Consider the following 14,342-nt stretch of genomic DNA (forward strand, 5'->3'; position numbering starts at 1 on the left):
TCCTGTGCCCCAGCAGTCACAGCAGTCCCTCGCGCCTCGACCGACCCGGCCGAGGCGCGCGTACGCGGCCCTGGTGCTGCTGCTCGGCATCCTGGGTGCCGGCCTGGTGGCCGTGCCGGTCGCGCCGGCCCAGGCCGCCTCGACCTACCTGTGCACCGGCTACAAGGGCTGCCGGGAGGCGGGCTACTCCAACGCCGGCTACCAGGCCGCGAGCGGCAAGATGTACTGGCGGATGTACGCCGGGCACAACTGCACCAACTACGTCGCCTACCGGATGATCTCCAGCGGGATGCCCGACGAGCGGCCCTGGACCGGCAGCGGCAACGCGGAGAACTGGGGCCGCGCGATGGCCTCGATCACCGACATGACGCCGATGGTGGGCGCGGTCGCGTGGTGGAAGCAGAACGTCGGCGGCGCCGGGTCGGCCGGCCACGTCGCCTACGTCGAGCAGGTCGTCTCCCCGACCGAGATCATCGTCTCCGAGGACAGCTGGGGCGGCGACTTCGCCTGGCGCCGGATCACCAAGGCCAACGGCAGCTGGCCCAGCGGCTTCATCCACTTCAACGACCGCGTCGTCGTCAACGACGCGCCGCCCGCGGTCGTCGGCACGCCGGTCGTGGGCCGGCCGGTCAGCGCCGAGCCGGGCGCCTGGCAGCCCACCGCGACCCTCTCCTACCAGTGGCTCGCCGCCGGCCAGCCGGTCGCCGGCGCGACGACCCCGACGTTCACCCCGACCCCGGCGCTGCAGGGCAAGCGGCTCGCGGTGCGGGTCACCGCCAACCGCAAGGGGTACGCCGCCGCGTCGGCCACCTCGCCGGTCGCGCCCGCGGTGGCGCCCGGGACGTTCGCGCAGTCCGCCGAGCCCGTGGTGACCGGGGCGGCGGAGGTCGACCAGACGCTGACCGTGTCGCGGCCGACGTACACGCCTGCGCCGGAGGTGCTCCGCGTGCAGTGGCGCGCCGACGGCAAGGCCATCCCCGGCGCGACCGGCTGGAAGCTCGTGCTCGGCCAGGAGCAGATCGGTGCCACGGTCTCCGCGCGCGTCATCGTCAACTCGCCGGGCTACCAGCGCCTGGTCCTGGACACCCCGGCCACCGAGCCGGTCATCGCCGGGGCCATCGAGGTGACCCGCGACTTCGGCGTCCGCGGGGTGGCCCGCGTCGGGCGCACGCTCACCGCGGTCCCGGGTGAGTTCACCCCGGCCGACGCGGCCGTGACCCTGACCTGGCTGCGCGACGGCGCGCCGGTCGGCACCGGCCCGTCGTACACCCTGCTCCCCGAGGACGCCGGGCGTCGGATCTCGCTGCGGGCCGACCTCGCCGCGCAGCACTACCGCAGCGCCCGCAGCACGGTCCGCGCCGAGGGCCGGGTGGCGACGACGTCCTCCCTCGTGCTCCGCACCAACGGCCGGGCCGGCCGGGCCGTGGTCGTGGTCGAGGTGACCGCCCCGGGCGTGGCCGCGCCCACCGGGCCGGTGAAGGTGAAGGTCGGCGGCCGGGTCGTCAACGCGACGGTCGACGGCGGGCGCGCCCGCGTCGTGGTGCCGAAGCTGAAGGCCGGCAAGCACGCGGTGACGGTCGTCTACCGCGGCACCGACGTGGTGCGCAGCAGCCGGGCGACCGCGACCGTGGTCGTGCGCTGACCCGACGGCCTTCGGCGGCCCCGCCGGCCAGATCGCGGTGATGCAGCGCGAGCTGGTCGACGAGCGGCGGTGGCTGGGGGAGAGCGTCCGGGGTCACCGCGGCCGTCGTCGGGGTGATCGTGAGCCTCGCGTTGTTCTTCGCGCTGCTCGGCCTGGGCCTGCACCTGCTGGCCGGATGAGGCTGACCGGGTGAGGCTGGCCGGGTGCGGGCGGGGCGATCCGGACAGCCAGGAACAGCCGACGGCCCCCGGGTGTTGAGCGTGCCATGACTGCTGCCACGCCGACCACGGCCGACTTCTGGTTCGACCCCGCCTGCCCCTTCGCCTGGATCACCTCGCGCTGGATCCTCGAGGTGGAGAAGGTCCGCGACATCTCCGTCACCTGGCACCTGATGTCCCTGGCCTACCTCAACCAGGACAAGGACATCCCCGACGAGTACCGCGAGTTCCTCAAGACGGCGTGGCAGCCCGTGCGGGTCGTCATGGCCGCCGAGCAGGCGCACGGCAAGGACGTGGTGCTGCCGCTCTACACCGCCCTCGGCACCCGGCGGCACAACCAGGGCCAGGACTTCACCCGCGAGGTGATCGAGTCGGCGCTGGAGGAGGCCGGGCTCCCGACGTCCCTGGCCGACGCGATGGACGACTCCTCCTACGACGAGGCGATCAAGAAGTCCCACCACCTCGGCATGGACCAGGTCGGCGACGAGGTCGGCACGCCCACCATCGCCATCGAGGGCACGGCCTTCTTCGGCCCCGTCCTCTCCTCGATCCCCAAGGGCGAGGAGGCCGGCAAGGTGTGGGACGGCGCGGTGCTGCTCGCCGGCTTCCCGCACTTCTTCGAGCTCAAGCGCTCACGCACCGGCGAGCTCGACTTCAGCTAGACCGCGTCACGACGAGGCTGCGGCCGCGACCCCTCCGGCCGCGATCGCCGTCGACATCGCGGCGGTCGAGGCGGCGATCGCGTCCTTGACCGCCTTCGCGGCCCAGTCGCCGTCGGCGAGCGCCTTCGCCCGCCGGCGGACCTCGCCGGCCGACATGCCCTGGTGCTCCACCGTCCGGTGCGCGCGGCCGAGCGCGTCGAGCAGCGCCACCAGCGCGCGGGTGCGATCGTCGGGCTCGGCGCCGGAGACGAGCGCGGCGGTGAGCGCACGGCGTACGGCGTCCTCGTGGGTGGAGTCCACCGCGGGCCAGGTCGTCCGGGGGAACAGGCCGAGCACCTTGTCGCGGCGCGCCTGCACCATCCCGCGCCGCTCGAGGCTCGCGAGCAGGTCGTCCTTGACGCCCTTGCCGAGCCGGCCGACGAGGTCCTGGGCGCTGCGCTCCTTCTCCGCGACCGTGGCCAGAGCCGCCGCGAGCAGGGGGTCCTGGGGCGGCGTCGTCGCCGTGGCCCGGACCTTCGCGGTCTGCCAGAACCCGCGCTTCTCCTCGACCTCCACGGCCCCGGCGAGCGCGAGCTCGACCAGGAGCGCACCGCCGAGCGCGGTCGGCAGGTAGCTGCTCGCGGCGAGCGTGCCCTTGGCGTCGTCGAGGAGCAGGAGCAGCAGGTCCTCCGCGATCAGCGTCATGCGGATCACGCTAGCGCCGTCCGCGGTCGGCGCCGAGGCGGCCACCGCGGCCGCCCGACCCTAGGATCGAGCCCATGAGCCGAGTCCTGTCCGCCGTCGCCTGGCCCTACGCCAACGGTCCGCGCCACATCGGCCACGTCGCCGGTTTCGGCGTGCCCTCCGACGTCTTCAGCCGCTACATGCGGATGGCCGGGCACGACGTCCTGATGGTCTCCGGCACCGACGAGCACGGCACCCCGATCCTCATCGCCGCCGACGAGGCGGGGGTCTCCCCGCAGGAGCTCGCCGACCGCAACCACCGCATCATCGCCGAGGACCTCGCCGCGCTCGGCGTCTCCTACGACCTCTACACGCGCACCACGACGCGCAACCACCACGCGGTCGTCCAGGAGCTGTTCCTCGGCGTCTACGAGAACGGCTACTTCGTCGAGAAGACGACGTACGGCGCCATCTCCCCGTCCACCGGCCGCACCCTGCCCGACCGCTACATCGAGGGCACCTGCCCGATCTGCGGGTACGACGGCGCGCGCGGCGACCAGTGCGACAACTGCGGTAACCAGCTCGACCCCGCCGACCTGAAGAACCCCGTCTCCCGGATCAACGGCGAGACCCCGGAGTTCGTCGAGACCCAGCACTTCTTCCTCGACCTGCCCGCCCTCGCCGACGCGCTGGGTGAGTGGCTCGACGAGCGCGAGGCGACCGGCCTGTGGCGGCCCAACGTCATCCGGTTCAGCCAGAACATCCTCAAGGAGATCCGGCCGCGCGCGATGACGCGCGACATCGACTGGGGCATCGCGGTCCCGCTCGACGGGTGGCGGGAGAACCCCACCAAGAAGCTCTACGTCTGGTTCGACGCCGTCATCGGCTATCTCTCCGCCTCGATCGAGTGGGCGCGCCGCTCGGGCGACCCCGAGGCCTGGCGTCAGTGGTGGAACGACCCCGAGGCCCTGTCGTACTACTTCATGGGCAAGGACAACATCACCTTCCACTCCCAGATCTGGCCGGCCGAGCTGCTCGCCTACGCCGGCAAGGGCGAGAAGGGCGGCTCGCCGCGGGAGTACGGCGTGCTCAACCTGCCGACCGAGGTCGTCTCCTCGGAGTTCCTCACCATGGAGGGTCGGAAGTTCTCCTCCTCCAAGAAGGTCGTCATCTACGTCCGCGACCTGCTCAGCCGCTACCAGCCCGACGCGTTCCGCTACTTCGTCGCCGCAGCCGGCCCGGAGAACCAGGACGCCGACTTCACCTGGGCGGAGTTCGTCCGCCGCACCAACGACGAGCTGGTCGCCGGCTGGGGCAACCTGGTCAACCGCACCGCCACCATGATCGCCAAGAACTTCGGCGAGATCCCGCCCGCGGGCGACCTCACCCCCGAGGACGAGGCCGTGCTGGCCGTCGCCGAGGGCGCCTTCGCCACGGTCGGCGAGCTGATCGGCCGCCACCGGCAGAAGCAGGCGATCGGCGAGGCGATGCGCGCGGTCGGCGAGGTCAACAAGTACGTCTCGGACACCGAGCCGTGGAAGCTCAAGGGCGAGGACCAGCGCGAGCGGCTCGGCACGGTCCTCCACGTCGTGGCCCAGTGCGTCGCCGACCTCAACCTGGTCCTCGCGCCGTTCCTGCCGTTCTCGGCCAACCTCGTCGACGCCGCGCTCGGTGGCGCCGGCGACGTCGCGCCGATGCCGCGCATCGAGGAGGCCGAGGACCTCGACGGCGGGGCGGGCTACCCGATCATCACCGGCGACTACGCCGCGGTGCCCCGCTGGGAGCGCCGCCCGATCGTCGTCGGCGCGCCGGTCGCCAAGCCGACCCCGATCTTCACCAAGCTCGACCCCTCGGTCGTCGAGGAGGAGCTCGCCCGGCTCACGGGGGAGTGACCGAGCCGGTCGGCGAGCCGGTCGGTGGCGCGCGGCCGGGTGGGTACGGGGGAGCCATGAGCGAACCGATCGACGAGGCCCAGGTCCGCGCCGCGACGCAGCGCGCGGTCGACGCGACGGCGACGGCGTACGCCACGGACGCCCACATCGACGTGGAGGACACCCTGCGCCGGGAGATGGCGCAGGCCGGCCTGGCCCTGGACGACGACGCCTGGGTCCGCGAGGTGGCCCACGCCGTCCGCTCCGGGTATCCGGTCAGCTTCGCCGAGGAGGAGTCCACGACACCCGGGTCGCTGGGCGGGGACAACGGCGGTGCCTGACCGCGCGGACCCCTAGGCTGCGGCCCATGACCGCGCAGATGTACCTGCCGACCTTCTACGTCAAGCAGAAGCTCGCCATGACCACCAACCGCTACGAGCTGTACGCCGCGAACCCCGACGGCTCCTTCGGGCAGCTCTACGGGCTGGCGGAGCAGAAGCGGCTGGCGTTCAAGGAGCAGGTCACCTTCTTCGCCGACGCCAGCAAGCAGCGTGCCGTCTTCGCGTTCAAGGCCCGCAAGCGCATCGACCTCAACGCGGGCTACGACATCACCGACGAGACCGGGCAGCAGCTCGGGTTCTTCCGCAAGGACTTCGGCAAGAGCCTGCTCCGCTCGACGTTCCACGTCGAGGGCCCCGGCTACCAGGGCACCGGCCAGGAGCGCAGCCAGGGCGTGGCGCTGATCCGGCGCTTCACCGACATCCCGTTCCTGCCGATCCACTTCGACTTCGTCGGCAGCGACGGGCAGCCGCTGTTCTCGGTCGAGCGGCAGGCCTCGATGCGCGACAAGTACACCGTCAACGTGCCCGACCAGCGGGTCGACTTCCGGGTCGCGGCCGCCGTCGCGGTCGGTCTCGACGCGCTCATGCAGCGCTGAGGGCGGGCGCCGTGCTGTTCCCGGAGTCCCGGCGCGCCCTGGAGCAGCCGGCGGGCCCGCCGGTCTGGTCCGCCGAGCACGACCTGGCCGCTGAGCGGGCCGCGGCGCGCGCCGCCGCCCTCGCCGAGCCCCGCGAGGAGGTCGCCGAGGTCCGCGACGTCGACGCCGACGGCGTGCCCTGCCGGCTCTACCGCCCGGCGGGCGCCCGGCCCGGTGTCGTCGTCCACCTCCACGGCGGCGGCTTCGTCTTCCACGACGTCGAGGTGCACGACCCGGCGGCGCGGCGACTCGCCAACCGCACCGGTCTCAGCGTGCTGAGCGTCGACTACCGCCGCCCGCCCGAGGAGCCGTTCCCCGCCGCGCCCGACGACGTCTCCACGGCGCTCCGCTGGCTCCAGGCCAACGAGCCGGGGCCCTACGTCGTCCACGGCGACAGCGCCGGCGCCAACCTCGCGCTGGTCGCCGCGCTGCGCCACCCCGGCGTCCTCGCCGCGGCCGTGCTGATCTACCCCTTCCTCGACCCGAGCGCCGGCTTCGACTCCTACCGGACCGCCGGCGACGGCTTCGACCCGCGCGAGGCCGCCTGGTACTGGCAGCAGTACGCCGCCACGCCGGCCGATCTCGAGCACCCCGACCTCGCCCCGCTGCGCGCGGAGAGCCTGGCCGCGATGCCGTCGACGCTCGTCGTGACCGCCGAGCACGACCCGCTCCGCGACGAGGGGGAGCACCTCACGCTCCGCCTGGCCGAGGAGGGCGTCCAGGTCGTCTCGACCCGGTACCAGGGGCAGATCCACGGCTTCTGGCGGCACCCCTCGGTCTTCCCCGCCGCCGAGGCGCTGATGGGGCAGGTGGCCGGCTTCGTCCGCCAGCACGTCCCCTGAGAGGATCGGACCATGCGCGTGCACCTCGGTTCCGACCATGCCGGCCTCGAGCTCAAGGACCACCTGGTCGCCTGGTTGCGTGAGCACGGCCACGAGCCGGTGGACCACGGCCCGTTCGTCTACGACGCGCTCGACGACTACCCGGTGTTCTGCCTGCGCGCCGCCCAGGGCGTCGCGGCCGACCGCGCCGCGGGGGGCGACGCGCTGGGCGTGGTCATCGGCGGCTCGGGCAACGGCGAGCAGATGGCGGCCAACAAGGTGATCGGCGTGCGCTGCGCGCTGGTCTGGTCCGAGGAGACCGCGGTGCTGGCCCGCGAGCACAACGACGCCAACGTGGTCTCGGTCGGCGGCCGGATGCACTCCCTGGAGGACATGACCCGCTTCGTCGAGGTCTTCCTCGGCACCGACTTCACCGGCGACGAGCGCCACGTGCGCCGGATCGGCCAGCTGGCCTCCTACGAGACCACCCGCGAGCTCCCGCCGCTGCCGGCGTCGGCGCAGGGTCACGACAGCAGCGATGCCTGAGGGGCACACCCTCCACCGGCTCGCGCTGGACATCACCGACGCCTTCGCCGGCCACGTCGTGCGGGTCGGCAGCCCGCAGGGGCGCTTCGCGGAGTCCGCGGCGCTCGTGGACGGCCAGCTGCTCGAGGGCGCCGAGGCGTGGGGCAAGCACCTGTTCGTCGAGTTCCCCGCCGAGCGCTTCGTCCACGTCCACCTCGGTCTCTACGGCAAGCTCGACGTCCGCACCGGGGTCGAGGACGTGCCCGACCCGGTCGGCCAGGTCCGGATGCGCATCGTCCGCGCCGACGCGGCGGCGTACGCCGACCTCCGCGGCGCGACGACCTGCGAGCTGGTCACCGCCGCGCAGCGCGACCAGGTGGTCGCGCGCTCCGGCCCCGACCCGATCCGCCCCGACGCCGACCCCGACCGCGCCTGGCAGCGCATCCGCCGCAGCCGCGCCCCGATCGGGGGCCTGCTGATGGACCAGACCGTGCTCGCCGGCGTCGGGAACGTCTACCGCGCCGAGGTGCTCTTCCGGCACCGGATGCACCCGCTGCGTCCCGGCAACACGCTGCGCCCCGGCCAGTGGCAGGCGATGTGGGAGGACCTCGTGGTGCTGATGGCCGAGGGGGTGCGCACCGGCCGGATCGACACCGTCCGCCCCGAGCACACGCCCGAGGCGATGGGCCGCCCGCCGCGCAAGGACGACCACGGCGGCGAGGTCTACGTCTACCGCCGACACGGCCAGCCGTGCCTGGTGTGCGGGTCGAAGGTCCGCACCGACGTCCTCCAGGCACGCAACCTGTTCTGGTGCCCGCGTTGCCAGCCGACCTTCCGCTCGCGCGCCGTACAGTGACCCCGCCCCGACCCGACCCCGCGAGGCGACCATGACGGCTGCGTACGACGCCCGGCGCGTCGTCTCTCGCCGCGCCCGCGTCGCCGCGCTGCGTCGCCGGGTCCCGCGGGAGACCCGGTGGGCGGTCGGGCTGGTGCTCGGCGGCGTCGTGCTGACCGCGCTGGTCGCGGCGTTCCCCGCGCAGATGCCGCTCGACGCGCTCATGCTGCCGCTGCTCCTCGGCAGCCTGGTGCTGGGCCCGCGCACGCTGCCGTGGTTCGTCATCGCCCTGATGCTGCTGCTCACCGTCTCGCTGGCCGTGCAGGAGTCCATCGACGCTCGGGCCGTCGGCTCGGTGAGCATCCAGTTCGCGATGGGCTTCGTCGTGCTGCTGACCTCGTTCCGTCGCTCGCGGCTCGGCGTCGCGAACATGCTGGGCGAGTCGATGCTGGTCGACCTGCGCGACCGCATCCTCAACCAGGGCGGGGTGCCCTCGCTGCCGGCGGGGTGGCAGGTCGAGACCGCGCTGCGCTCGGCCGGCGGCACGCCCTTCGCCGGCGACTTCGTGGTCGCGACGCGTCCCGAGGGCACCCGCCGGCTGGAGGTCGTGGTCGTCGACGTCTCGGGCAAGGGGGAGCAGGCCGGCACCCGCGCGCTGCTGCTCTCCGGCGCGTTCGGCGGGCTGCTCGGCGCGCTGCCCCCCGACCGCTTCCTCCCCGCGGCCAACGCCTACCTGCTCCAGCAGGACTGGGAGGAGGGCTTCGCGACCGCCGTCCACCTCTCCCTCGACCTCGACACCGGCGCGTACGCCGTGCGCACCGCCGGCCACCCGCCGGCGGTCGTCCGGGCGGCCGGCAGCGGCCGCTGGTCGGTCCTCGCCAGCGACGGCCCGGTCCTCGGCCTCATCGACGAGGCGGTCTTCAACGCCTCCACCGGCCACCTGCAGACCGGCGACGCCCTGCTGCTCTACACCGACGGGATGGTCGAGGAGCCGCGGCGCGACATCGAGCTCGGCATCGACCGGATGCTGGGGGAGGCCGAGAGCCTGCTGCGCGGGGACTTCCGCGGCGCCGCCGACCGGCTGGTCGCGGCGCTCGGCGCGCGCGACGACGACAGCGCGATGGTCGTGGTCAACCGGCGCTGAGCCGGTCGGCGCCAGGGTCACTCGCTCGTGCGGGCCCGCGGTTCGTGGGCCGGAGCCGTTTGGGAGCGGCCCGCGGCGGTGTGGCACGATGACCCGCGCAGGACTCAGGCGTGCTCGCATGCCCTGACGACGGCGCGCGGATGTAGCTCAATGGTAGAGCCCCAGTCTTCCAAACTGGCTACGCGGGTTCGATTCCCGTCATCCGCTCTCAGGAGCCCGGCGGGACAACCGGTGGGCATCTTGGCGGGGCGTAGCGTAGTGGCTAGCGCGCCTGCTTTGGGAGCAGGAGACCGCAGGTTCGAGTCCTGTCGCCCCGACGCACCAACCACCCTCACCGACCGGTGACCGAGACAACGATTGACAGGAGACAACCTGTGAAGAGCGCCGTCGAGACCTTGAGCCCGACCCGGGCCAAGCTGACCGTCGAGGTGCCCTTCGAGGAGCTCAAGCCGAGCCTCGACGCGGCGTACAAGAAGATCGCTCAGCAGATCAACGTCCCCGGCTTCCGCCGCGGCAAGGTGCCCCCGATGGTGATCGACCGCCAGGTCGGGCGCGGCGCCGTCCTCGACGAGGCGATCAACGACGTGCTGCCCAAGAAGTACGTCGCGGCGCTGGAGGAGAACTCGCTGAGCCCGCTGGCCCAGCCGGAGATCGAGGTCACCAAGTTCGAGGACAACGAGGTCCTCGAGTTCACCGCCGAGGTCGACATCCGCCCGCAGATCGAGCTGCCCTCCTACGAGGGCCTCGAGGCGAGCGTCGACGACGTCGAGGTCTCCGACGAGGACGTCGAGGAGCAGGTCAAGGCCCTGCGTGAGCGCTTCGCGACCCTGGTCGACGTCGAGCGCCCCGCCGCCGAGAACGACTTCGTCGTCCTCGACCTGCGGGCCACGCAGGACGGCGAGGTCGTCGACGGCGCCGAGGTCAGCGGCATGAGCTACCAGGTCGGTCGTGGCGGCATGATCGACGGTCTCGACGAGGCCCTCGAGGGCATGGCCGCCGGCGAGGAGAAGACCTTCACCACCCAGCTCGTGGGCGGCGACCTGGTCGGCCAGGAGGTCGAGGTCCAGGTCAAGGTCACCCAGGTCCAGCAGCAGGACCTCCCGGAGGCCGACGACGAGTTCGCCCAGCTCGCCTCGGAGTTCGACACCTTCGAGGAGCTGACCGCCGACGTGCGCGAGCGCCTGGGCCGCGGCAAGCGCCTGGAGCAGGCCGCCGAGGCCCGCGACGCCGTCCTCGAGGCGCTCCTGGAGAAGGTCGAGGTGCCGCTGCCCGAGGGCATCGTCACCGACGAGCTCAACGCCCGCCGCCAGAACATCGAGCAGCAGCTCACGTTCGCCGGCATCACGATGGAGAAGTACCTCGAGGACGAGGGCCAGACCCAGGAGGAGTTCGAGGCCGACCTCGACCGCCGGGTCCGCGACGCCGTCGCCGCGCAGTTCCTCCTCGACGAGATCGCGAAGAAGGAGGAGCTCGGCGTCGACCAGAACGAGCTCTCCCAGCACCTCGTGCGGCGCGCCCAGCAGTCCGGGCAGAACCCGCAGGAGTTCGCGAACCACATGTTCGAGCACAACCACATCCCCGAGCTCGTGCAGGAGATCCTGCGCGGCAAGGCGCTCGCGACGATCGTGGAGTCCGCGGTCGTCAAGGACGCCTCGGGCAACGTGGTCGAGCTGAAGAACCTCCAGCCCGACGGCACGATCATGGAGGTCACCGAGGAGGCCGGCGAGGAGCCCGCCGCCGAGGAGCCCGCCGAGGCGACCGAGGAGGAGTCCTCCAAGGAGGACTGACCCCCCGACACCCCGATACCCGCTTGGGTGCACAGCTGTGCACTCAGGCGGGTATCGTCGTTCCATGGCCGCTGCGCGGAGTCCCGCTGCCCGGACCCGCGGCCCCGCCGCGGCCGGCCCCACCTACCTCGACGCGCTGTCGCTGCTGAGCGAGGTGGCCGACGAGCTCGTGGTCGGCAGTGTCCGCGACACCCACGTCGCGTGGGCCGACCGGGTCGGCGGCGTCGTGCGCCGGGCGACCGGCGGCGCCTCGGTCGTGCCGGACCGGATCCACCGGGGGATCGCCACGGCGGTGTACGCCGGCGTCTCGGCCGGCCTGCGGGCCACCTCGGCCGGGCTGGACAAGGCGGCCGCGACGGGCGTGGGCCCGCGGCTCGAGGACGGTCCGCGCGGGCGGTTCGTGAGCTCGGCGGTCAACGGCCTGATCGGGGACCGGCTGGTGCGGGAGCGGCCGCAGATGGCGATCCCGATGGCGGTGCGCAGCGGCGGCCGCGACGTACCTCTCGACGCGCTGGCGGAGGCGTTCCCCGACGCGACCGGCCGGATCGTGGTCTTCCTGCACGGCCTGTGCGAGAACGAGTCCTACTGGGGCTACGGCCGCGAGCGGACCGGCACGACGTACGGCGAGGCGCTCGCCGCCCGCGGCCGCACCCCGGTCTTCCTGCGCGCCAACACCGGGCTCGGCCTGCGCGAGAACGGCGTCGCGCTCTCCGCGCTGCTCCAGCGCCTGGTCGACGGCTGGCCGGTCGCGGTGCAGGAGGTCGCCCTCGTGGGGCACTCCCTGGGCGGCCTCGTGGTCCGGGCGGCCGGCGCGGTCGCGACCGCCGAGGAGCGGCCGTGGACCGACCGGGTCACCGAGGTGGTCACCCTGGGCACCCCGCACCTCGGGGCGCCGATCGCGTGGGGGATCGGGCACGGCAGCCGCGGGCTCGGCATGCTCCCCGAGACCGCGGCGTTCGGGAGGATCCTGGACTGGCGCTCGCTCGGGGTCCACGACCTCGTGGCGGGTCTGGCCGAGGACGTGCCGCCGCTGCCGCACGCCCGCTACCGGCTCGTCGCGGCCACGCTGACCCGCTCCCAGCGCCACCCGGTCGGCCACGTGGTCGGCGACCTGCTGGTGCGCCCGCGGTCGGCGTACGGGCGCGACCGGCGCGGGCGCACGCTCTTCCCCGGCGGCGAGGTGCTGCACCTGGGGCGCGCCGACCACTTCGACCTGCTGAACCACCCCGAGGTGCATCGCGCCATGGAACGATGGCTCCCGTGACCGCCTCGCCCTCGAGCCCTGCCGGCGAGCCCGGCCCGTCCGGTGCCCCCGACCGCGAGCTGCGCGCGGAGGCCGTCGTCGCGGCGCCGCCCGCCCGCGTGTGGGCGCTGCTGACCGACGTCGCCCAGATGCCGGCCCGGAGCCCGGAGCTGCTGCGGATGGTGCCCCTCAAGCGCGGCGGCCTGCGGGTCGGCCAGTGGTACCTCGGGCTCAACCGGCGCGGGCCCGCGGTGTGGCCCACCCGCAACGTCGTCGACGAGCTCGTCCCGGGCCGGGTCCTGGCGTGGACCACCACCTCGAGCGGCGCACGCTGGGTCTGGGAGCTCTCCCCGGCCGGGCCCGAGGGCCGCGCGACCCGCGTCGTCCACCGCCGCCCGGTCCCGCGCCGGCTGACGGTGGTCAGCAGGGTCTTCGCGCCGCTCGCCCTCGGCGGGTCGGCCGGCCACGCCGACGAGCTCGAGCAGGGCATGGCGCAGACCGTGGAGCGGCTCAAGGCGGCGGCCGAGGGCTGAGCCGCCGGCCGAAATCCGCTGTCGGCGAACAGTGGGGGACAAGCCGTGGAAGTGTCGGGGCAGCGGGCTAGGGTCATCGACGTGACCCAGAACCCCAGCCTCACCGGCGCCCCTGAGATGAACGGCGGCGCAGGCCTGAACGTCCTCGACGACCACATCTACCAGCGGCTGCTGCGCGAGCGGATCGTGTTCCTCGGCTCGGAGGTCCGCGACCAGAACGCCAACGCGATCTGCGCCCAGCTGCTGCTGCTCTCGGCCGAGGACCCCGAGGCCGACATCTTCCTGCACATCAACAGCCCGGGTGGCTCCGTGGACGCCGGCATGGCGATCTACGACACCATGAACTACATCCCCAACGACGTCGCCACCGTCGGGATGGGCCTGGCCGCGTCGATGGGTCAGTTCCTGCTCTGCGCCGGCACCAAGGGCAAGCGCTACGCCCTGCCGCACGCGCGGATCATGATGCACCAGCCCTCCTCGGGGATGGGCGGCTCGGCCTCGGACATCAAGATCCAGGCCCAGCAGTCGCTGCACATCAAGCAGGTCCTGCTCGACCTCATCGCCGAGCACACGGGTCAGTCCCGCGAGCAGGTCGAGGCCGACGCCGACCGTGACCGCTGGTTCACCGCCCAGCAGGCGATGGAGTACGGCCTGGTCGACCAGGTCGTGAAGTCCGCCCGCGACGCCGCCGACGAGGGCCGCCCGGCCCACCAGAAGGACTGACCCATGAACTACTACATCCCGCAGTGGGAAGAGCGGACCTCCTACGGGTTCCGCCGGATCGACCCCTACGCCAAGCTGTTCGAGGACCGGATCATCTACCTCGGCACGGCGATCTCCGACGACGTCGCGAACGCGGTCATCGCCCAGCTGATGTGCCTGGAGTCGATGAACCCCGACCAGGACGTGCAGATCTACATCAACAGCCCCGGTGGCTCCTTCACCGCGCTGACGGCGATCTACGACACGATGAACTTCATCAAGCCCGACGTGCAGACCGTGTGCATCGGCCAGGCCGCCTCGGCCGCCGCGATCCTCCTCGCGGCCGGGACCAAGGGCAAGCGCCTGGCGCTGCCCAACAGCCGGATCCTCATCCACCAGCCCTACACCGAGGGCACCTTCGGCCAGACCTCGGACATCGAGATCCAGGCCAACGAGATCCTGCGGATGCGCGAGCTCCTGGAGCGGATGATCAGCACCCACTCCGGCAAGGACATCGAGCAGGTCAGCCGCGACATCGAGCGCGACAAGATCCTCACCGCCGACCAGGCCCTCGACTACGGCCTGATCGACACCGTGGTGGTGTCCCGCAAGGCGACCCCGGCGCTTCTGCCGTCCTGACGTGTCACCCCGTGTCGGCGCCCTCGCGGGCCCGGCACGGGGTACCGTCTCCTGAGTTTCAGCACTGTTGAGGAGGATGAC

Annotated in this window: 15 protein-coding genes and 2 tRNA genes; 16 read left to right on the top strand and 1 reads right to left on the bottom strand. The window is 72.8% G+C overall.

Features of this window, described 5'->3' with window-relative positions; all coding sequences use genetic code 11:
- Nucleotides 1–4 precede the first annotated feature (4 nt).
- Together HPC71_RS06325 and HPC71_RS06330 are read left to right on the top strand one after the other, a co-directional pair.
- The gene (locus HPC71_RS06325; RefSeq protein WP_154616821.1) at nucleotides 5–1,642 is read left to right on the top strand and encodes a CHAP domain-containing protein; all 1,638 of its coding nucleotides are present in this window, start codon (nucleotides 5–7) and stop codon (nucleotides 1,640–1,642) included.
- A gap of 265 nt (nucleotides 1,643–1,907) precedes the next feature.
- The gene (locus tag HPC71_RS06330) at nucleotides 1,908–2,522 is read left to right on the top strand and encodes a mycothiol-dependent nitroreductase Rv2466c family protein (RefSeq protein WP_154616822.1); all 615 of its coding nucleotides are present in this window, start codon (nucleotides 1,908–1,910) and stop codon (nucleotides 2,520–2,522) included.
- 6 nt (nucleotides 2,523–2,528) lie between these two features.
- On the opposite strand, the gene HPC71_RS06335 is transcribed toward HPC71_RS06330, so the two are convergent.
- Nucleotides 2,529–3,206: a GOLPH3/VPS74 family protein gene (locus HPC71_RS06335; RefSeq protein WP_154616823.1), complete on the bottom strand. Its 678-nt coding sequence runs from the start codon at nucleotides 3,204–3,206 to the stop codon at nucleotides 2,529–2,531.
- A gap of 74 nt (nucleotides 3,207–3,280) precedes the next feature.
- Between HPC71_RS06335 and metG the strand changes: the two genes are divergently transcribed.
- From metG to HPC71_RS06405, 14 genes are all read left to right on the top strand, one after another.
- Entirely contained in the window at nucleotides 3,281–5,077 is a 1,797-nt protein-coding gene (metG, locus tag HPC71_RS06340) for a methionine--tRNA ligase (protein WP_154616824.1), read from the top strand.
- 56 nt (nucleotides 5,078–5,133) lie between these two features.
- Complete coding sequence (locus tag HPC71_RS06345; protein WP_154616825.1) at nucleotides 5,134–5,397, top strand: hypothetical protein; 264 nt, start codon at nucleotides 5,134–5,136, stop codon at nucleotides 5,395–5,397.
- 26 nt (nucleotides 5,398–5,423) lie between these two features.
- Nucleotides 5,424–5,993, top strand: a complete 570-nt coding sequence (locus HPC71_RS06350) for an LURP-one-related family protein (protein ID WP_154616826.1) — start codon at nucleotides 5,424–5,426, stop codon at nucleotides 5,991–5,993.
- A gap of 11 nt (nucleotides 5,994–6,004) precedes the next feature.
- Nucleotides 6,005–6,874 carry an alpha/beta hydrolase gene (locus HPC71_RS06355; protein WP_171896326.1) on the top strand — a complete coding sequence of 290 codons (870 nt, stop codon included), beginning with the start codon at nucleotides 6,005–6,007 and terminating at the stop codon, nucleotides 6,872–6,874.
- Nucleotides 6,875–6,886: 12 nt separating this feature from the next.
- Nucleotides 6,887–7,399, top strand: coding sequence for a ribose-5-phosphate isomerase (locus HPC71_RS06360; RefSeq protein WP_154616828.1), 513 nt, complete (start codon nucleotides 6,887–6,889; stop codon nucleotides 7,397–7,399).
- Nucleotides 7,392–8,234: an Fpg/Nei family DNA glycosylase gene (locus tag HPC71_RS06365; RefSeq protein WP_154616829.1), complete on the top strand. Its 843-nt coding sequence runs from the start codon at nucleotides 7,392–7,394 to the stop codon at nucleotides 8,232–8,234. The genes HPC71_RS06360 and HPC71_RS06365 overlap by 8 nt, the downstream gene beginning before the upstream one ends.
- Before the next feature lie 31 nt (nucleotides 8,235–8,265).
- Entirely contained in the window at nucleotides 8,266–9,357 is a 1,092-nt protein-coding gene (locus tag HPC71_RS06370) for a PP2C family protein-serine/threonine phosphatase (protein ID WP_154616830.1), read from the top strand.
- Nucleotides 9,358–9,493: 136 nt separating this feature from the next.
- Nucleotides 9,494–9,564: transfer RNA gene (locus tag HPC71_RS06375), tRNA-Gly, on the top strand.
- A gap of 37 nt (nucleotides 9,565–9,601) precedes the next feature.
- Nucleotides 9,602–9,674: transfer RNA gene (locus tag HPC71_RS06380), tRNA-Pro, on the top strand.
- A gap of 57 nt (nucleotides 9,675–9,731) precedes the next feature.
- On the top strand, nucleotides 9,732–11,144 hold the full coding sequence (gene tig / locus HPC71_RS06385) for a trigger factor (protein WP_171896328.1): 1,413 nt from the start codon (nucleotides 9,732–9,734) through the stop codon (nucleotides 11,142–11,144).
- Between the two features lie 64 nt (nucleotides 11,145–11,208).
- Complete coding sequence (locus HPC71_RS06390) at nucleotides 11,209–12,408, top strand: lipase family alpha/beta hydrolase (protein WP_154616832.1); 1,200 nt, start codon at nucleotides 11,209–11,211, stop codon at nucleotides 12,406–12,408.
- A complete protein-coding gene (locus HPC71_RS06395) occupies nucleotides 12,405–12,920 on the top strand; it encodes an SRPBCC family protein (protein WP_171896330.1) in 516 nt (171 codons plus the stop codon). The genes HPC71_RS06390 and HPC71_RS06395 overlap by 4 nt, the downstream gene beginning before the upstream one ends.
- Nucleotides 12,921–13,037: 117 nt before the next feature.
- On the top strand, nucleotides 13,038–13,643 hold the full coding sequence (locus HPC71_RS06400; RefSeq protein ID WP_154616936.1) for an ATP-dependent Clp protease proteolytic subunit: 606 nt from the start codon (nucleotides 13,038–13,040) through the stop codon (nucleotides 13,641–13,643).
- Between the two features lie 3 nt (nucleotides 13,644–13,646).
- Nucleotides 13,647–14,261, top strand: a complete 615-nt coding sequence (locus tag HPC71_RS06405) for an ATP-dependent Clp protease proteolytic subunit (RefSeq protein WP_154616834.1) — start codon at nucleotides 13,647–13,649, stop codon at nucleotides 14,259–14,261.
- Nucleotides 14,262–14,342: the final 81 nt, after the last annotated feature.

The organism is Nocardioides marmotae (assembly GCF_013177455.1).
GTDB classification, from domain to species: domain Bacteria; phylum Actinomycetota; class Actinomycetes; order Propionibacteriales; family Nocardioidaceae; genus Nocardioides; species Nocardioides marmotae.